The sequence below is a fragment of the Fortiea sp. LEGE XX443 genome, assembly GCF_015206815.1.
Taxonomy (GTDB): Bacteria; Cyanobacteriota; Cyanobacteriia; order Cyanobacteriales; family Nostocaceae; genus Nostoc_B.
On record NZ_JADEXZ010000032.1, the window covers coordinates 1 to 20,145 of the forward strand.

13 protein-coding genes and 1 pseudogene are annotated in these 20,145 nt (G+C 42.5%); 8 read left to right on the forward strand and 6 right to left on the reverse strand.

The genetic code is table 11. The features are described 5' to 3' along the window. Positions 1–367: 367 nt before the first annotated feature. Both IQ259_RS27165 and IQ259_RS27170 read left to right on the forward strand, forming a co-directional pair. Positions 368–1,309: pseudogene (locus tag IQ259_RS27165) on the forward strand (CHASE2 domain-containing protein); the annotation flags it as partial. Between the two features lie 315 nt (positions 1,310–1,624). Further along, positions 1,625–2,446: a serine/threonine-protein kinase gene (locus IQ259_RS27170; RefSeq protein WP_228014531.1), complete on the forward strand. Its 822-nt coding sequence runs from the start codon at positions 1,625–1,627 to the stop codon at positions 2,444–2,446. 94 nt (positions 2,447–2,540) lie between these two features. On the opposite strand, the gene metH is transcribed toward IQ259_RS27170, so the two are convergent. Further along, the gene (gene metH / locus IQ259_RS13800; protein ID WP_193885612.1) at positions 2,541–6,095 is read right to left on the reverse strand and encodes a methionine synthase; all 3,555 of its coding nucleotides are present in this window, start codon (positions 6,093–6,095) and stop codon (positions 2,541–2,543) included. Positions 6,096–6,456: 361 nt separating this feature from the next. Between metH and IQ259_RS13805 the strand changes: the two genes are divergently transcribed. Continuing rightward, complete coding sequence (locus IQ259_RS13805) at positions 6,457–6,801, forward strand: hypothetical protein (RefSeq protein ID WP_193885614.1); 345 nt, start codon at positions 6,457–6,459, stop codon at positions 6,799–6,801. A 113-nt stretch (positions 6,802–6,914) separates the two neighbouring features. Here the strand turns inward: IQ259_RS13805 and IQ259_RS13810 are convergent, their stop codons facing one another. After that, positions 6,915–8,000: a serine/threonine-protein kinase gene (locus tag IQ259_RS13810; RefSeq protein WP_193885616.1), complete on the reverse strand. Its 1,086-nt coding sequence runs from the start codon at positions 7,998–8,000 to the stop codon at positions 6,915–6,917. 444 nt (positions 8,001–8,444) lie between these two features. On the opposite strand from IQ259_RS13810, the gene IQ259_RS13815 reads away from it, so the two are divergent. Then, positions 8,445–8,666 carry a type II toxin-antitoxin system RelE/ParE family toxin gene (locus IQ259_RS13815; RefSeq protein WP_339383893.1) on the forward strand — a complete coding sequence of 74 codons (222 nt, stop codon included), beginning with the start codon at positions 8,445–8,447 and terminating at the stop codon, positions 8,664–8,666. Positions 8,667–8,721: 55 nt separating this feature from the next. Here IQ259_RS13815 and IQ259_RS13820 read toward each other — a convergent pair whose 3' ends face one another. The 4 genes from IQ259_RS13820 to IQ259_RS13835 form a co-directional block, all read right to left on the reverse strand. Continuing rightward, positions 8,722–10,956, reverse strand: coding sequence for a glycoside hydrolase (locus tag IQ259_RS13820; protein ID WP_193885618.1), 2,235 nt, complete (start codon positions 10,954–10,956; stop codon positions 8,722–8,724). Positions 10,957–11,077: 121 nt separating this feature from the next. Beyond that, positions 11,078–11,308, reverse strand: coding sequence for a NifU family protein (locus IQ259_RS13825; protein ID WP_193885620.1), 231 nt, complete (start codon positions 11,306–11,308; stop codon positions 11,078–11,080). A 387-nt stretch (positions 11,309–11,695) separates the two neighbouring features. Beyond that, entirely contained in the window at positions 11,696–13,453 is a 1,758-nt protein-coding gene (locus tag IQ259_RS13830) for a cell wall metabolism sensor histidine kinase WalK (protein ID WP_193885622.1), read from the reverse strand. A gap of 179 nt (positions 13,454–13,632) precedes the next feature. Next, positions 13,633–13,869, reverse strand: a complete 237-nt coding sequence (locus IQ259_RS13835) for a hypothetical protein (RefSeq protein ID WP_193885624.1) — start codon at positions 13,867–13,869, stop codon at positions 13,633–13,635. A gap of 603 nt (positions 13,870–14,472) precedes the next feature. Here IQ259_RS13835 and lepA point away from each other — a divergent pair. The 4 genes from lepA to IQ259_RS13855 all read left to right on the forward strand — a co-directional run bounded on the left by lepA (position 14,473) and on the right by IQ259_RS13855 (position 20,102). Further along, positions 14,473–16,284, forward strand: coding sequence for a translation elongation factor 4 (lepA, locus tag IQ259_RS13840; protein WP_193885626.1), 1,812 nt, complete (start codon positions 14,473–14,475; stop codon positions 16,282–16,284). 473 nt (positions 16,285–16,757) lie between these two features. Continuing rightward, on the forward strand, positions 16,758–17,948 hold the full coding sequence (locus IQ259_RS13845) for a glycosyltransferase family 4 protein (protein ID WP_193885628.1): 1,191 nt from the start codon (positions 16,758–16,760) through the stop codon (positions 17,946–17,948). A 164-nt stretch (positions 17,949–18,112) separates the two neighbouring features. Continuing rightward, positions 18,113–19,138, forward strand: coding sequence for a cyanophycinase (locus IQ259_RS13850; RefSeq protein ID WP_193885630.1), 1,026 nt, complete (start codon positions 18,113–18,115; stop codon positions 19,136–19,138). A 379-nt stretch (positions 19,139–19,517) separates the two neighbouring features. Further along, the gene (locus IQ259_RS13855; protein ID WP_193885632.1) at positions 19,518–20,102 is read left to right on the forward strand and encodes an SMI1/KNR4 family protein; all 585 of its coding nucleotides are present in this window, start codon (positions 19,518–19,520) and stop codon (positions 20,100–20,102) included. Positions 20,103–20,145: the final 43 nt, after the last annotated feature.

Consider the following 20,145-nt stretch of genomic DNA (forward strand, 5'->3'; position numbering starts at 1 on the left):
CCGTTCCCCCTGCCCCCTGCCTCTAATAAAAAATAATTCTTCCTACTCAATCATCCTTGGAGGATGTAAGCTTCTAAGGGTTTTAAAAACCTAAGCCCCACAAACCCCTTACCCATACATCCTCTGCCCAAACCCTCAATTTGAACGTATCCTCACTTCTAGAGATTTAATTACTTTTGTTCCAGATCCGATACATATCATCGAAAGTTTCAGTGATCAAACTACAATTACTTTTAATGTGTATGGTTAAACTAACATCAAAGTTTTCTACTTCAACGTAGTTGACCTACCATAAAGATCCAACTTTCCTAAGACTATGCTTGCAGGGGTGAAAAAGTTATTTATACAGCCAGCAATTGTAACTAGTGTGGTAGTTACAATAATTTTGGTTGGTGTTCAAAGGCTCAGACTATTAGAGTACTTTGAACTTAAGGTTTTTGACCAGATGATGCAAAGGCGTGCAGACCTACCTCCCGACCCTCGCCTTTTAATTGTGGGATTCACAGAGCAGGATATCCAAGAACTCAAACAAATAACGCCCACTGATGAAGTACTAGACAGACTCTTAGGCAAACTAGAAAGCAATCAACCTTAGGTAATTGCCATAGACTTTTTTCGGGATGTACCTGTAGAACCTGGTCATGCCCAGCTGCTGAACCGGCTGCAAAAAAACGATAACATTGTTACGATTTGTAGTGCCACAGTTCCTCCTCCCCCAGGATTAGAGGAAGATAATGTGGGGTTTGCCGATCTTCCAGAAGACCCCGATGCAGTCATTCGTCGCGCCCTGCTATTTATCAATCCTGAGCCTAAATCGCCCTGTCAAAGTCAGTACTCTCTGGCAGTGTTAGCCACATTAAAATATCTGGCAAACACTGCCAAAATTAAACCGCAACTTACCCCAACAGGCGACTCATTACAACTGGGCAAAACCGTGTTAAAACGTCTACCACCAGACGCTGGCGGTTATGTTCAAGCAGATAATGGTGGTTTTCAAATATTGCTCAACTATCGTTCTTTCCACAACGTTGCCCGCATCGTCAGTTTTACAGACGTACTCAACAATAAAGTCAATCCCGATTGGGTCAAGGGCAAAATTATTTTAATTGGAGCCACAGCACCCAGTAAGCAAGATATTCGTAATACTCCTTATACCACTGGTAAACAAGATAACTCTGGTAAGATGCCAGGAATAGTTATCCATGCTCATATAGTGAGTGAGATTGTAAGTGCAGTTATTGACCAAAGACCAATATTTTGGTATTTACCAGAGTGGGGTGAAGTGGTTTGGCTTTGGGGCTGGACTTTAATCGGTGGGTTAATAGGATGGAAAATTAAGCATCCACTGATTCTAGGGTTAGTAGGTGGAGGATCTGTAGTTCTTTTGGCAGGTGGTGGTTTTGTCATTTTTAACCAGGCTGGGTGGATACCTCTAGCACCACCTTTATTGGGATTAGTTGCAGCAGCTGGTAGCGTAGTCGTCTACACTGCATACCACGAAAAACAACAGCGAGACAAAATTGCCCATCAGATTCAAGAACAAGACAAAACCATTTCTCTATTGAAATCGCTGTTAAGAGAAGGTGGAAATGCTGGCAGCGAATCCACTCCACCGGTTGATAGTATGCCCCAAAGCGGAAAACTGCTAAACAACCGCTACAAAGTGACACAAGTATTAGGTTCAGGGGGTTTTGGTTATACTTACTTAGCTGACGATACCAAGCGGCCTAGTTCCCCGAAATGTGTTGTCAAGCACTTACAACCAGCGCAAAAAGATCCCAGATTTCTGGAAGTTGCTAGACGCTTATTTAATACGGAAGCAGAAATTTTAGAAATTTTAGGTCATCACAAGCGAATTCCCCAACTGCTGGCTTATTTTGAAGAGAATCAGCAATTTTATTTGGTGCAGGAGTTTATTAAAGGGCATTGCTTGCAAGATGAACTGATTCCTGGTAAGCCTCTTGAGGAAGCTGAAGTCATCAAAATCCTTAAGGATGTTTTGAAAGTGCTGGCATTTGTCCACGATCATAACGTCATCCATCGAGATATCAAACCCAGCAATTTGATGCGGCGGGAAACAGACACTAGGATAGTGCTGATTGACTTTGGCGCAGTCAAACAAATTCAACCTCTCCCAGAAGAGGAAAACGCAGAAAACTTCACAGTAGCGGTGGGTACTTTTGGTTATGCCTCACCAGAACAACTCATGGGACAGCCAAGGCTAAACAGTGATATTTATGCCCTAGGGATGATTGGGATTCAAGCTTTAACTGGAAAAAATGCTAAAGAAATTGAGCGAGACCCTCAGACAACTGTGCCAATTTGGCGAAATAAGGCGCAAGCTTCAGACGCACTGGCTGCGATATTAGAACGGATGACTTCCTACGATTATCTCAGAAGATATCAAACGGCTAAAGAAGTTCTAGATGAGCTAGAAAAGCTCTAGTACCGCTGCGCGGAAGTCAAACCGTTGAGGATGTAGGTGTGAGAAATTCTTATACCCCTACACCCTCCCAAAACCAATAGTCGTCCTGAGGAAGTTAGGCGCTGAAATACTTCGCTACTGGATGGTAAGCAATAATCGCCGTTGTTGACTGTTCTGGATAAAGTTGTTCACTTTCATCCATATACAGGTTTATTCTGTCAGTCTCTAACAAACCTAACTGCTTATATTGATCCTGAATGTTTGGACAAGCTGGATAGCCGAAACTATAACGTGAGCCAGAATAGCGTTGTGCCAAAATATCCCGAAGATTATCCGGTTCCCCACTCGTAAAACCTAACTCCCGACGAATTCTGGCGTGTGTCCACTCAGCCAGCGCCTCTGCTATTTGCACCGCCAAGCCGTGGAAGTATAAATAATCTGTGTATTGATTATCTGCAAAAAGTTTTTGAGCAAATTCCGTTGCAATTTCCCCGACAGTTACAGCCTGCATCGGGAAGACATCAATTACCCCTGACTCTTTCGGCGCAAAGAAATCTGCAATACACAGCCGCCGTAAAGACTTCTGTCTAGGAAACTCAAAACTTGCACTTACCTCCGCGCCCTCTGCGCCTCTGCGGTTCGTTTCATAAACATACAGCGTATTCCCCTCAGATTGACAAGGGAAATAACCATAAATCACCTGTGGATGTAATAAGTTCTCCTCAATAATTCGCTGCTTCCAATTTTCTAAAATTGGGTAAACTTTTTCATTCAAAAAATCCTGATATTCTTCCTTAGATTGTTCTTTTGGTTTACGGAATTGCCATTGTCCTGCAATCAAGGCTTGCAAATCCAAATACCAGAACAATTCTTCTAGAGGAATATCACTAGATTGTAATAACCGCGTTCCCCAAAAAGGTGGTGTGGGGCGTTCAATATCTATGGCTACGGCTTCGGAACGGCGTGTGTCAATCTCAGTGCTGTTAGCGGTAGCGGGGCGAGTGCTGAGTGAAGAATCTTCAGTGATGACTTGTGATTTTTGACTGATAATATCTGCTTTCTCAGTTCCAACTTCATCTAAAAATCCTTGCAAGTCATCCCAATTATTTGCAGCTTTGGCTGGCATTAATTTATCCATGAAATGCAAGTCTGAGAAAGCATCTTTGCCATAAATGACTTTTCCTCTGTAGGCTTTTTGGCAATCATCATGGACAAACTTGGGAGTTAGTGCTGCACCGCCTAAAATTACCGGGACGTTAATTCCTTTTTCGTTGAATATTTCCAAATTTTCCTTCATGAAGGCGGTGGATTTTACCAGCAAACCACTCATGGCAATACAATCAGCTTTGTGTTGATTGTAAGCCTCGATAATGTTTTCTACTGGCTGCTTAATTCCCAGGTTAATCACCTTGTAGCCGTTGTTAGATAAGATGATATCCACTAAATTTTTACCAATGTCGTGGACATCGCCTTTGACTGTGGCAATAATTAACGTTCCTTTGGCGTTATTACCCGCCTCAGATTTTTCCATGAAGGGTTCTAAGTAAGCTACCGCCGCTTTCATGGTTTCCGCAGATTGCAATACAAAGGGTAGCTGCATCTGTCCTGAACCAAACAATTCACCAACTACTTTCATCCCATCCAACAGGAAAGTGTTAATAATTTCCAGTGGTTTGTACGCTTCTAAGGCTTTTGTGAGGTGTTTTTCTAAACCGATGCGTTCACCGTCAATGATATGGCGTTTGAGAATTTCCTCAATGGGGAGATTTTCGTCAACGCCTTTGTCACGTTTTGCGCTCACCCCGGCAAATAATGTGGTAAGCTCTGCTAGAGGATCGTAAACGCAGACATTGCCTGCAAATTTTCGCTCATCATAAATTAACTGGCGACAAACTTCTTGATGCTGAGGTTCTATCTTAGATAGAGGTAAAATTTTGTTGGCGCTAACGATCGCCGCATCCATTCCTGCTACCATTGCCTCATGTAAAAATGTTGAATTCAGCACAATTCGTGAAGCTGGACTCAACCCAAAGGATATATTCGACACGCCTAGAATAACGTGACATCCAGGTAATTCTTGGCGAATGCGGCGAATGGCTGCAATGGTGGCTTTGCCATTTTCTCTGTCTTCTTCAATCCCAGTAGAAATTGGTAGAGCTAAGGTATCAAAAAATATTTCTGTGGGAGGAATCCCATATTCTACAGCTTGACGGTAAGCACGCCCCGCGATCGCAAATTTTCTCTCGGCTGTCCGTGCCATGCCTTCTTCATCAATAGTACCAATAACTACGCCAGCACCATACTTTTTCGCTAACTCCAGCACTTTTAAAAAGCGCGGTTCGCCATCTTCATAGTTGGTGGAGTTCAGCAAACACTTACCACCAGCCACTTTTAACCCCGCCTCCATTTTTTCCCATTCGGTGGAGTCGAGCATTAAAGGCAATGTGACATTATTAACAATGCGCGAAACTAATTCGTGCATATCCCGCACACCGTCACGTCCCACATAATCGACGTTAACATCAAGGATGTGTGCGCCTTCTTTAACTTGCGCCCTGGCCATTGACACCAATCCGTTCCAATCTTCGGCGTTGAGTAAATCGCGGCATTTTTTAGAACCACTGGCGTTGAGGCGTTCACCGACAATCAAAAAAGAATTATCTTGGGTGTAAGGCTGAGTGGTATATATCGATGCAGCCGCAGGTTCTAGGCTTGGCTGTCTAACTTTTGGCTTCAAGTCTTTAGCAATTTCCGCCATTTGTTGAATGTGTTCTGGACGTGTCCCACAGCAACCCCCAATCACTTGGACACCCAAATCTTCAACAAAGTGCATCAACGCCATCCGTAATTCCATTGGTGTTAGGCGGTAGTATGCTTGACCACCAACATTCTCTGGTAAACCCGCGTTGGGAATACAAGAAACCACAAACGGCGAATGTTCTGCCAAATATTTGATGTGTGGTTTCATTAAGTCTGGGCCTGTAGCACAGTTCAGACCGAGAATGTCAATTGAGTAAGGTTCCAAAATTGTCAGAACAGCACTGATTTCTGTTCCTACCAACATTGTCCCCATGCTTTCCATTGTCACAGATACCATCAACGGTAGGCGATCGCCATTCTTGGTAAAAACTTCTTCAATTCCATTCAGCGCGGCTTTAATTTGCAGCACATCTTGGCAAGTCTCAACCAATAATAAATCAACACCACCATCAATTAGCGCTTCGGCTTGTTCAGCAAAAGACGCTTTCATCGTGTCAAAGTCAATATGTCCCAGGGTAGGAAGTTTGGTTGTCGGGCCAATGGAACCAGCGACAAATCTAGGTTTTTCAGGCGTGGAAAATTCAGCAGCGACACGCTTCGCCAATTCTGCTGCTGTTTTGCTGAGGTAGTAGGCTTGATCTGCTAAATCATATTCTGCCAGCACAATGGAAGTACTACCAAAAGTATCTGTTTCAATGACATCAGCACCAGCAGCAAGAAAGTCACGGTGAACCTTGGCGACAGCTTCGGGTTTTGTGTGGACTAAATATTCATTACAACCTTCATATTGTGCGCCGCCGAAATCTTCAGCCGTGAGGTTTTGGGTTTGCAAGTTAGTTCCCATCGCCCCGTCGAAGACAATCACCGGGCTATCTGGACTACGCAAGCGTTCAAGGAAAGGATGAGTCATATTTTCCTAGAGGAAATGAGGAAAGTAGCTGAGTCTTGTGATACTCGACTTAATCTATTATTTTCCACAATTGTGTGAGTTGCTTTAGAGTTTGATGAAAGCTGGTATGAAAAAATGAGCGATGGGCTACGGCGGGGCGTAGTCCATCGCTCACAATAATTAGGAAATAGCCAAGAATTACCGTCATGGTTCATTGAGTTCTGGATTTCGGCAAAGTCTGTATTATCAGAAATTTTTCCACGGTTGCGATAAAAACGCCGTAAACGTTATTTTGGTTAGAGTTATTCAGATTAAAATAGCTATAGCCAGTGATAAAAAATACTTATATACTTTTTTACTTCTTGTCTAAGGATTACAAATAATGCACGTTCTCAAGAGATCCATCAAACCAGCAAGTTACATATCATTCCTCTACATTTACCAGACTACTTGGGGGACGGCTGGTGATATCTGTTTAATCCGTGAATCTGTAGCGAATTCAGGCGCATCAAAGTTTATTGGTCATAAAATCCAGCTTGCCATACCAAAAGGGTTAGAACGCGATCGCGTGGCTAACTTTCCGGTGATCAAAGTTGCAGGTAATGTTGGTGATGGACATCCCAAAGATCACCCCTTGGAATGGGAAGCTTATGAAGGTGTAGATATAGAAATAGCGATCGCAGCCCTAAAACCTTGGGGCTTTAAGTTAATTGAGTCTACAGATTAACTATAAACAACAACAGAGTTCCGCTGGCTTTTCTGATTTCCTGCTTCTACGCCGTGCTGTACTCTGTCAAAAAAATTTTGCTTGCTCTGCCTCTGTTTGTCAGTCACAAACCATTAATTTTGGGTTGATAGACTGCTATGAACTTGTAAATGAATGTTGAGTTTAGCTTTCCATTCTCGAATAGCGATCGCTGTTTTATTTGTCGGTGATGTGTATGTTTGTGGAGGTTCTGCTTTTGGTTGATCCTGGAAGCCCCTTAGCGGTTTAGTTGTTAAACAGTTGGCTAAATTAGGTAAATTACTATCCATACCTAAAGCTTTGATGACATCATCAGCGCTCTTGAAGCGATCGTCTAGAGAAAATTTCACCATTTTTTCTAAAATCTTGGCAAATTTATCACTAACCTTCACTTCTTTTTGCCAATATATCTCACCTGTGTAGATATCATGTTCAAAGTCTAAAGGCCCTTTACCAGTTAAAAGATAAAGACAAGTCACTCCCGCTGCATAGATATCACTGGCGTAAACTGGCCGCAATGCAAACTGTTCTGGAGGCGCAAACCCCATCGTCCCCACAAAATTAGTCGTTGCAGTTTTATTACAAGAGTCTTCAGCAGTATCAACTAATTTGTCTTTCACTGCACCGAAATCTATCATGACTAACCGCCGATCATCTTCACAGCGCAACAAGTTTTGCGGTTTAATATCTCGATGAATAACGCGATTTTGATGGATGTATTGTAATATTGGCAGTATTTCTCGCAAAAACTGTTTGACTTCTGCTTCATTTTTAGTGCCGTTTCGCCTCACTTCTCGCGCTAAAGTGCAGCCTCGCACATATTCCTGGACTAAATAAAACTCACCATTCCCTTCAAAGTAGTCTAAAAGCATGGGAATTTGCGAATGACTACCAAGTTGAGCCAAAGTTTTTGCTTCTTTTTCAAACCGCTGACATGCTTTTTCCCAACTTTTACGACTAGTGGTTCTTGGACAAAGCTGTTTAATCACACACAGAGGATTGCCTGGTAATCGGGCGTTTCTGGCTAAAAACGTAATACCAAAACCACCTCTACCTAAAATTCGCAGTATGGCGTAGCGATCGCGGAATAGCTGCTTGGAACCACACAATTGAGCCAGTTTATTTTGTTGTAAACTGTACTCGTCTTGAAAATTGGTAATCTTTCCAGAAAAGCGATTCATGGCTCAAAGACAGCTACTCTGTGTTGTCTTCAATTTAACTACAAAATTATTTTTTTGCCAGTAGCATTACTGCTACTTTGTCAAATTCTAGTCTATACCTAAATCTCATCCTGAAATTAAAATCAAGAATTTATAGTTTTTACTCAAATTTATCCGGACTACTTAGACTGTGGGCAAAATTTTTACTATGTAGTATAGCAGGTGACAGGGAACAGGCTTCCGCCGTGAGCGTCAGCCGAACGGTGACAGGTGACAGGGTTAAAAGTCTTTTAGTGCATGAGTTTTATCATTGGCCGATGTCCTAACTGTCTTGGCTACTGCTATAGCTTTTTGCCCCAGCGATCGCGTTACAAATTAGACAGCGATTGATGGTTAATTTTTACGATGGCGAAGTTAGAAGGTTTAGAGACGGTTCTCGATTTTCTCAAAGGTTTATAGCCTAAAATCGCTGCCCAAATAGCGAAAAATGTAATGCCGCTGAACGTTAACCCCTTACCAGCAGATTATAAGAAATTAACTGGTTATCCAGGATACTATCGTGTAGATTCTGGAGAGTATCGTATTGTTTACCGCTTGGACATAGATGCAGATTTAGTCGAGGTGATTTTAGTTGGTAAACGTAACGATGATGAAGTGTATAAACAACTCAAACGCTTCCTAGGCTAAGTACGAAGGCTGAAACAATTCTTTTCATACTTCAGCCTTCATACTTCATACTTCCCTAGGGTACTTCAATCGGTATCAAAGCATTTTCTGGCACATAATCACAGAAATGCCCATGATCAGCCAACACTAAAATTAGACGCAGGGGATAATCAGGTGGAACTTGTAGGTCTGCCCAAGGCACAGATAACTCTAAACAAGTGTCTAAAGCTACTTGAGCGCGACTAAAGCGGGGCTGCCATTTAGAGTCTTCTGCGGCTTCTCGGAACTGTACAGATTGGGTCAGTAAATTAATTTCTAAATGATGGTGGTACAAATAATTCAGTGGCGCTTGCTCTGGCATATCTGCCAGAGGAATCGGGCTGTTGTGCATTGTCTTCTCAGGATAGAACCACAGCAAATTTAGCTCTGGTGGCAAATCCTGCCCTGGTACGGCTCCACTTTTGAAGTCCAGGCGTAAATAGAAATTCCGGTGATCTACCCCATACCAAAGTCGTTGGACGACACTGCTGTTGTGCATTGTGCCTCTTGCACCACCAACTTCTATACGTCCGGCCTTGTCCCAATCCTGTTCATCACCTCTGCCATCAATAATGGGGTGAATAAAGCTTTGTGGGGTATGGTTTGAGCGGGCTTCATGCACCTCTAAAGATTGTGATAGATAGGGTGGTATGGGTTCATTTAAGGCTTTGTAAATGCCACATAAATGTTCTCGAAATAATTGATCAAAGATGGCATCTTGATTGGAAGAATGCCCTTCACCAAACCACCAAAACCAGTCTGAACCCTCAGCAGCATACAACGCTTCCCATGCTGCGGGGTTGCTTTCTTCTGTGGCTTCGGGATGACTTGCCAGCATTGCTCTGGCTTGGGTGAGGTAGTCCCAAGCCCGATTTTTAGCAGGGTCGCCAATCCAGGTTGTGAAGCTGCCATCTACCCAGGAACCGCTATGTAATTGTTCTTGAGGGATGGTGGCTGTGGGGGGAAATTTTTGGACAAATTCGGAGACAGTAACGAGTTGGAGTTGGGGGTCATTACTGAGATTTTGATATAAGGCTTCTAGGAAGAATTTGCCGTCTTGGGGATAAAATTCCCAACAATTTTCGCCATCCAAGGCGATGGTGACTAACCAAGGTTGTTCGCTGGGATTTTCTCGTTGCTTTTTGGCGATCGCTTGCAGGTGTGCCACTAAGTCGGCAGCAGCTTGTTTTGGCGGCATTGAACCGTAGGTAAAGCCGATTAAATCTGACAATCTATGGTCGCGGAAGACAATGGCCAAATCACCTGCTGGTGTTGTCAGGCGATAGGGTTGATACAGCAGTTCTGGTTGCTGGACATTCCCTGCACCATCCCGATGGAAGAAGTGTTGCAGTGTCCAACCTAGGACTGCTTCATCTGAGCAAATCCATTGGAAGCCTTGTTTAACAATATACGGCAATACTTCCGGGCTAACTGATTGTTCGGAAGGCCATAAACCTCGTGGTTCCTGTCCAAAACGGTCTGTATATAAATCCCAGGCTTTGCGTAAGTGGCGAGGAACGTCTTCTATCCACTGGAAGCGATGCTCTGGCAAGGTCATGTTTGGCACTGCCACCCGACCAGCGTTGGTATCAGCAAGCAAGGGCATAATTGGGTGAGTGTAAGGCGTGGTAGTGACTTCTAACTGCCCCGCCTGTTGCATTTTCCGGTGTTGGGGAATAATGCGGCTTAAGATTTCGCGCTGTTTGGCATAAATTTGCTGGCGATCGCTTAAATTAAAATTCCGCCCTTGTTTTAACCACCCAGCAATTTCTGGATCATCCCAAAACAGCGGGTCTATCCATGCTAGGTTGTGCCAAGCCAGCAAGTCACCATAATCCTCCACTCCCCAATTTGTCAAACACCAAGCTTGCCCTTTCTCTTGTCTTTGCTGATACAACTCGGCGTAGCGGGGATGGGGATCAATCAACGTGTGGTGATTGGCATCAAAAAAATGTTGAACGATAAATTCTTGCTGGTACTGCGTTAGTTTTTCAGCCGGGGTCAAGCTGGCTGTTAAATAAGGGTCAAAAGCCGTACCAGCAATGTAATCTTCTAGTTGCAATATCAGAGATGGTACCAGATTCACCGTTTGGTGTAACTTCGGATACTGTTCAAGAATTAATATTAAATCTAAATAATCTTTGGTTCCGTGCAGGCGTACCCAAGGAAGCTTGTACTGCTGAGTAGATGAAACTGAAACGCCGCTGTCAGGAGATTTGTACAGCGGCTGATGTTGATGCCAGATAAAGGCAACGTAAAGTGGATGGGGCATAATATTTAAGTAGTGATTAGGGATTAAGGATTAGGGTTTGGGGCTTAATTAAAGCCAAAAGTAAAAAGTAAAAAGCTTTTTACTTTTACCTTTTTACTTTTGACTTCCTATTCCCCAGTCCCTAAATTACTTGCTCGACTTCAGCGATTTCAGGAATCATTTCTCGCAGGCGGCGTTCAATACCCATTCTCAATGTCATTGTGGAGCTAGGGCAAGAACCACAAGCACCTTGTAACCGCAATCTGACCACAGGGCCATCAAGTTCCACGAGTTCCACATTACCGCCATCAGAAATCAAATAGGGGCGCATTTCATCTAAAACGGTTTCTACGTTGTCAATTGTCAGTTCCATTGTTTTAGACCTGTGAAGTTAGTGATGGTCATTAGGTATGAGTTTGTTGTAGATTTTTGGCACTACTACCAACTCAATACCCATAACTTTATTTTTTAGCTTTGTTACATCAATGCTAGATCCAATTGCCCCTAGATTGCCTGTCGTACTTTTTTCTTTCCCTTTTGTGACAGAACCAATGACAGCATAAAGCAGTCTTCTGGAGATTCGTGAACTTACTAGTGAACACAGGTGAAAGACATCATAACTTTACACTACTCCCTACCCATAGCTGTAGTGTTTCCATATACATTCGGAAAAAGCTAATTTTGGCTTCGGGAATTTCTCCCTACTTTCTCACTTTCTTCAATCCAGTTTCAACAGACAAGCTTCTTGCTTAAGTTCTGATTAACAAGCACAATCTAAGTTGTTATCAGTTGATGAGACAAGAACTGGTTGCTGATACAAAGGTACTGTAAAGGTAACAGTTGAGCCAAGCCCTTCACCCAAGCTGTAAAAATGCACTTCACCACCCATTGCTTCAATCAACTTTTGGGATATTACCAGTCCCAATCCTGTACCACCATACTGGCGAGTCCGAGAACCATCTACTTGAGAAAATAATTGAAATAGTTTGTCTTGTTTGTCTAAAGAAACACCAATTCCGGTGTCCGCTACTCTGACTCTGACCATGCCAGGGAATTGTTGTTCTTGGAATTTGACCTTTTTCTGTACAATGTCGGCAGTGATGGTAATACCGCCTTCATGGGTAAATTTGATGGCATTGTTTACCAAGTTAATCATAACTTGGAGCAACCCTTGATAATTTCCTTGGACAACGATTTCATCGCAGGTGGTGGGAATTTGTATCCTCAAACTGAGATTTTTCATCTCAGCTTGGGGACGCATGAAACTTTCTACACCACAAAATAGCTCATCCAAGTTAACGGCAGCGCAATCTAATTCCATTTTGCCTGCTTCGATTTTGGCGATATCCAAAATGTCGTTGATGATGCTGAGTAGGTGAATTGAGGATTGATGCGCTTCTAGAAGAAACTGATGTTGTTCTTGTGGGTCATCTGCCATACCGTCTAGTATCAGCTTCAAGAAACCAATCATCCCATTGAGGGGAGTGCGAATTTCATGGGAGACGTTGGCTAAAAATTCACTCTTGAGGCGAGAGGCTTCTTCAGCTTTTTGACGGGCTGCTTCTAATTCTTTATATAAAGTAGCATGAGCGATCGCAGTTCCTAGTTGATCTGCTACTTCTTTTGCTAATTCTAGTTCTGCATTCGTCAGTGGGTAACACTCATCCCGCAAACTTAGGGCAATCAAGCCATTTGCTTGGTCTTGATAGCTTGTTGCTACCACTAAAACTTTTTGTTCTGGAGACAGAGTATATCCTGTCACTTCCATTACAGTTGGATCGAGGGTTGCTAATGCTTGGACAAATGCTGGCTCAGAAGCTACTTCTATTTCTAAGCCAAGCATAGAACTGCGCTCTGGCTGATGATACTCTGCTATAACTCGTACTTTTGAGCTAGAGGGCTGATAAGGACAGATAATGCAACGTTCTACCTTCAGTGCTTTACCCAAACTATCTACTGTTTGTTGCCAAATTATGTCTAAGTCCAAAGTTCGCCGAATATTTCTAGTAATTTTATTTACTAGTTTTTGATGTTGCTGCGAACGTAAAGCCAACTCGATTGGTGTAGGAGCTTTTGGCTTAATATTGAGTTCTTTTTGATGAACTGTTGCCTGTAATAACCGTCCCATGACTACAACTGTAGTGGCAGCAGTTCCCAGGGCTGGCATGATTGGACAAATTACTAATTCCAACTCGCACAACTCTTGGTAGTAGCGAAACCAACACTGTAACTTTTCTGGCACCAAACTTTCTAGAATTCGGTGCAACCGTTCCAGATAGGCTACCTTATCCACTGGCGCAAAAGTTTCATCTTCATGGCTGCCATTCACTATTTGCTCAGGGTTTAATCCCAGGACTTCGCTTTGCTGCCAATAAAATGTTAAGTAGCGTCCTGAAGCATCTTGCGTGTATACCAACTCAGATCCTAGAGCCGGTAACGAGCCATTAGTTTGATTAGCTATGTCTTCCAGATTTTGAGAAAATAAGTTCGGCAATTGGGAGTTGGCAGTAATAGTCATTAATCGAGTTGGGTAGACAAGTGGCAACTCAATATAGTTTTGCTAAAGCTGCTGCAAACTTGGCAGACAATATTACAGCTTTTGCATACTTACATTGGTATTTTGACTGTTATGGCATTGATAATTTACAAACTTTACATTTGTTTCCTTGTCTATTGACAGCTTATATATTGTTGCTGTCAATCATTCCATTCACCTCTAGGCGGAACAGGTGTGCGATAGGGAGTACGAGTCAGTTCGTCATCTCTAGGAACCTCACCCCGCAACCATTGGCGGATGGCTACTTCAATTACTTTACTGGGGTCATTGGTAAGATGCTGAATTTGCTCTAGTAATTCAGAATCTAAGCGGACAGCGATTTCTACCTTATCGGCTTGTTGTTGCTCCCCGTCGGTAGCTTTTTCTTTCATATTCATAGGTTTATATACTCTGAAATTGTTTTGTCTAAAGCTTTGTGAAGTAGTTCTACTCACATTTCGGGTTAGTTTACTGACAAATCTTAAAGGTATAGTTACATAGTTCCCCGAAATCTTACCAAAAGTAACAGCATGAAATTTTAAGTCGCAATTTTCGTAGAACTAACAGGACAATGCTCTGGAAGTTTTGTCAGTAAATCAGTATATCTGAGCATTTACGGGGTGTAACTGCCCACGATATCTACACTATGTACTTAATATATATTTATTGTACGCTGCTGTTTGATCAATACTTGTAAGGAAAAATGGACTTAATTATATAGATTTTATATAGATTTGCAAAATACATAAGAGTCAACTGAAGTATGAAGTGTGAAGTCTGAAGTCTGAAAGGGTATCTCTTAATAGAGGGCTGGAGCATAAATCAGGAGAAACTAAATCTTTTTTCGCCTACCATAAGGCTTATAAGCTGCTACGCAGCTTATTTCATACTTCATACTTCACCCTTCATACTTCATGGCAGCGTCTTGGCGAAGAAAGCATTAAAATACATGAAGTAAATCGCTTGTTTAACCTTGGTTGCTACTTCAGCAAAAATAGTATATGACTGACGTTCCCGCAGTTCGCATTCGCAATTTCTGTATTATTGCTCACATTGATCACGGGAAATCAACCCTCGCCGATCGCCTACTGCAAGCTACTGGCACTGTTGATGTAAGGCAGATGAAGGAACAGTTTCTCGACAATATGGATTTAGAACGGGAGCGCGGCATTACAATTAAGCTGCAAGCTGCCCGGATGAACTATCAAGGTAAAGATGGTCAGCAGTATGTATTAAATTTAATTGATACGCCAGGACACGTAGATTTTTCCTATGAAGTGTCTCGCAGTTTAGCTGCTTGTGAAGGAGCGCTGTTGGTTGTGGACGCGTCTCAAGGTGTGGAAGCGCAAACTTTGGCCAATGTCTATTTGGCGCTGGAGCATAATTTAGAAATCATTACAGTTTTAAATAAAATTGACCTCCCAGGGGCAGAACCAGACCGAGTAATTAGCGAAATCGAAGAAATTATCGGTTTAGATTGCAGTGGGGCAATTTTGGCTTCGGCGAAAGAAGGAATTGGGATTGATGAGATTTTAGAGGCGATTGTTGAACGTGTACCACCAGCACCCAACACAGTAGATGAAAAATTACGGGCATTAATTTTTGATAGCTATTACGATCCCTACCGGGGTGTAATTGTGTATTTCCGGGTGATGGATGGTCGGTTGAAAAAAGGCGATCGCGTCTATCTGATGGCATCCGGCACAGAATACGAAATCGACGAGTTGGGTGTACTCTCCCCCACCCAGAAACAAGTTGAAGAACTGCACGCCGGGGAAGTGGGTTATTTGGCAGCAGCAATTAGAGCCGTAGCGGATGCACGGGTAGGCGATACCATTACTTTATCTAATGCGAAAGCTCCAGAACCCTTGCCTGGTTACACCGAAGCCAACCCGATGGTCTTCTGTGGGATGTTCCCCATTGATGCTGACCAATTTGAAGACTTGCGAGAAGCTTTAGAAAAGCTGAGACTTAATGATGCTGCCTTGCATTACGAACCGGAAACTTCTAGCGCGATGGGTTTTGGTTTCCGTTGTGGTTTCTTGGGCTTATTACACATGGAAATCGTCCAAGAACGACTGGAACGGGAATACAACTTGGATTTAATTATTACCGCTCCATCAGTAGTTTACCGTGTAACTACCGTTAAAGGTGAAGAATTATATATTGATAATCCTAGCCATTTGCCAGCCCCCAACGATCGCGAAAAAATTGAAGAACCCTACGTGCAAGTAGAGATGATTACGCCGGAAACCTATGTCGGCACATTGATGGAGTTATCGCAAAATCGGCGTGGTATTTTCAAAGATATGAAATATCTCGCCCAAGGACGTACCACCCTTACCTATGAGTTACCGTTAGCTGAAGTTGTCACCGACTTTTTTGATCAGATGAAATCGCGATCGCGTGGTTATGCCAGTATGGAATATCATCTCATCGGCTACCGCGAAAATCCCTTGGTGAAGCTGGATATCATGATTAACGGCGACCCCGTTGATTCTTTAGCGATGATTGTCCACCGAGATAAAGCTTACAACGTCGGGCGATCGATGGCAGAGAAACTTAAAGAATTGATTCCCCGCCATCAATTTAAAGTGCCAATTCAAGCATCAATTGGCAGTAAAGTTATTGCCAGTGAACATATCCCCGCTTTACGCAAAGATGTATTAGCTAAATGTTATGGTGGTGACATCAGCCGGAAGAAGAAACTTTTGCAAAAGCAAGCCAAAGGTAAGAAACGGATGAAATCTGTAGGTACGGTGGATGTACCACAGGAAGCTTTTATGGCAGTGTTGCGTTTAGATCAAAATTAAATAGGCATCTAGTGAAAATGAGTGTAGAGACGATACATGTAACGTCTCTACAAGGGTTTAAGGTAACGCATGATGAATTTCTGGAGATGTCTAATAAACACGGTTATTAACTACATACAACCAAGAAATAACAAGGAATGTATAAAGGGAAGATTCTTCAGTGTGAATTCTCTTAACATTCCTTTATTTATTTCCTGATGATTTTGATTCAAGCCTGAAAACAAGCAAAGTACGGTGAGATGCTCAAACTCGCAAGAGGGGTAAGGTACTTCATCCCCTGGGGACATTTATCAATTAATCTAAGAAGTTTCATGAGGTATTTGCGAATTTGCTCAACCTTGTTACTCTGTGATCTATCCTTAAAATTATTAAAAAACTTTAGTAAACTTACTTACTCAATTGATTTCTTCTCCTTGTATTTTTAGATAAATCTAGTTTTTGAGAAATTTATAAAACTTTGGAGAGTTTAGTAAATGAAAATATTAGTATTAAGTTGGGAGTTTCCACCAAGGATAGTAGGCGGGATTGCAAGACATGTGGCAGAGTTGTACCCGGAACTCGCTAAGTTGGGACATGAAGTTCACTTAGTGACAGTAGAGTTCGGTCAAGCGCCGATGTATGAAGTGGTTGAAGGTATAAATGTGCATCGAGTACCAGTGGGACATAGTAGTGATTTTTTCCACTGGGTTGTGAATCTCAACCAGAGCATGGGACATCATGGTGGTAAGTTAATTTTAGAGGAAGGCCCCTTTGATTTAATCCATGCCCATGATTGGTTAGTTGGAGATGCAGCGATCGCTCTTAAGCATAATTTTAAAATCCCCTTAATAGCAACAATCCACGCCACAGAATACGGACGCTACAACGGTATTCATAGCGATATCCAAAGTTATATTCATGGCAAAGAAAACTTACTAGCTTACGATGCTTGGCGGATTATCGTTTGTAGTGAGTACATGCGAGGGGAAGTTGAACGCACACTCAAAAGTCCTTGGGACAAAATTGATGTGATACATAACGGTATCCGTCCTGAAAAGAAACAGCATCACGAAGAATATTTTCATGCCCAAGATTTTCGCCGCCAATTTGCCGAAGATAGTGAAAAAATTGTTTATTATGTCGGACGAATGAGCTACGAAAAAGGTGTATCAGTATTATTGAATGCTGCACCTAAGGTACTTGCGGCAATGGGTGGTAACGTTAAATTTGTGCTTATTGGTGGCGGTAATACCGATCATCTTAAACGGCAAGCGGCAGATTTGGGTATTTGGCACAAATGTTATTTCACTGGTTTTCTGTCGGATGAATACTTAGATAAATTCCAAACCATCGCTGACTGTGCAGTATTCCCTAGTTTTTACGAACCCTTTGGTATTGTAGCCTTAGAAAGCTTTGCATCTCGTGTTCCTGTAGTGGTTTCGGATACAGGTGGTTTCCCCGAAGTTGTGCAGCATACTAAAACTGGTATTGTTACCTGGGTGAATAATCCTGATTCTTTAGCGTGGGGAATTTTAGAAGTTTTGAAAAACCCCGGATATCAACAGTGGTTGATAGATAACGCTTATGAGGATTTAGGACGGCGCTTTAGCTGGCCAAAATTAGCCAAGCAAACAGAATCAGTTTATCAGCGAGTTGTAGAGGAGCGATCGCAAGTTGAGTGGTAATTAAACACAGAGTAAAACTGAGGATACCGCCGAGAGATGCAGAGAATAAATGTTCACCCTGGGCTATTTTGCGTTAAAAAACATTACAAGCCCTGTACGCTGGGAATTTTAAGCCTTCTGATGCGAGAGTAAACAATAAATGCAGTTTGCTCTAAAAACTTAGTATGACGAAGGCATTCCCAGATATAGCAAAGTTCTGGAACAATTTGGGAACTGTGTTGTTAAGGATGGGTGCCAGTTTAATAACCCGTCTTACAGCATACCTGAAACGCCACTTTATTGACAACACTGTTGATGTTGTTCTGCCCCTTCCCCGATTAGCAGGCCCAGTGCTGAACTTAGGCGGGGGAGGCCCCGATGTTGAGAAAGCCATGCAATGGATGATTGACCAAGTGCGGGGAAGTACTAGCAGCGCTACTAAAGTTGATGTGGTAGTTATCCGCACCTATGGTGGTGATGATTATAATCACCTCATCCATCGCATGAGAGGTGTGAACTCTGTCAAGACTCTCATCATTAGCAACCGCCAAGATGCCAACAGAAATGATCTCGTCGAAAAAGTCAGAAAAGCTGGGGTAGTTTTCTTTGCTGGTGGGGATCAATGCCAATACATCCGCAGTTGGAAAAACACCAGACTAGAGAATGCGGTGCGAGAAGTCTACACCAGAGGCGGTGCAATTGGTGGGACTAGTGCGGGTGCAATGATTCATAGTGAGTATATCTACGATTCTTGTGCTTGCGAAGACAGCATAGAAACTAAGGAGATCCTCGAAGACCCTTATCGGAATATCACCTTTACATACGACTTTTTTCAATGGAGTCATTTGCGCGGAACCATCATTGATACCCACTTTGATAGTCGTAAACGCATGGGTCGAATTATGGCTTTCATTGCGCGGCAAATTCAGGATGGTAAAGCTAACCGTGTTTTAGGGATAGCAATTAGCGAGGAGACATCCGTTGTAGTAGATAAGTATGGTGTGGTCAAGGTGATGGGAAGAAATGCCGCCTATTTTGTTCTAGGAGATCATCCGCCAGAGGTTTGCAAACCCCGAACTCCTCTTACTTACCATGACTACAAAATTTGGCGAGTTCCCACAGGTGAAACCTTCGACCTCAAAAACCCACCAAATCGAGGTTATTACTTCAGAAGTGTGAAGCGGGGACGGTTTAATTCAGATCCTTACTGATCGAGGACTGAGGCAAAAAGCCTCTCAAACTCTCATTCCTCTGTGACCTCTGTGTCTCTGTATTTCGATTCTCCGTAATCTGTGCGTAAGTCCTGTCATACTCCAATTCAGCAACGCCAAAAAGCTTATAATACAGTTCAGTTAAGGCTAAAAACCCAAACTGGTAGAAGTTAAACTGGACTATTCCACCTGATCCACAGGCACATCATATAAAACCCCTAGCCTGGGGAGGGGGAAACAATCCATCAACAAACGGTGTATTTCTTGGGCCAGCAACCCATCAACTTTTCACGACTTGGTGGGCTAGTTTTAGCAACTTAAACTGGTAAGTCTTTAAATTTTTTACGAGCTACAATTAGGCCAGCTATTGAAATGACTTATGTATACATGGCTTCCAAAAAAGGTCGAGCAAGCACAACAAGTATTAAAAGCTCGAAATGTTAAGCTAGGGTTCAAATTCAATTCTCCTGCTAATCAGGGTGAAATTCAGCGATGTGAAGAAGAGCTTGGATTCATTCTGCCTGATAGTTATAAAGAATTTTTAAAATTCAGCAATGGAGCAAATCTTTTTTGCAACGATGAGCCAAGAGTTGAAATTACTTTACCCTGGTTCGCTGATAGCGGAATTCTAATTCAAAGCACGAGTACTATTGTTGCATTCAATCAAAATCAAGATAAAGTCTATGTCGAGGATAATGGTGAGAAAAAGTATATTGCTTTCTGTTATTTAGGCTATTTAGCTACAGGCGATTTTTGCAGTTTTGATGTGACAACCAACGTCGATTCAGAGTACAAAGTACTCGATTGTCAACATGATTTCTCGTTTAAAGATTGGCAAGCAGAACACGTTATTGCCAACTCTTTTGAAGACTGGCTCATCAAAATCTTTGATGAAGTGATTTACAATAACAATCGTCCAGAATACTGGATTCCATCACCTTTACAAAAAGAATTTTCTCTGTAAACAATGTGGTTGGACAAATCACAAAACATATGGACGTAGTGTA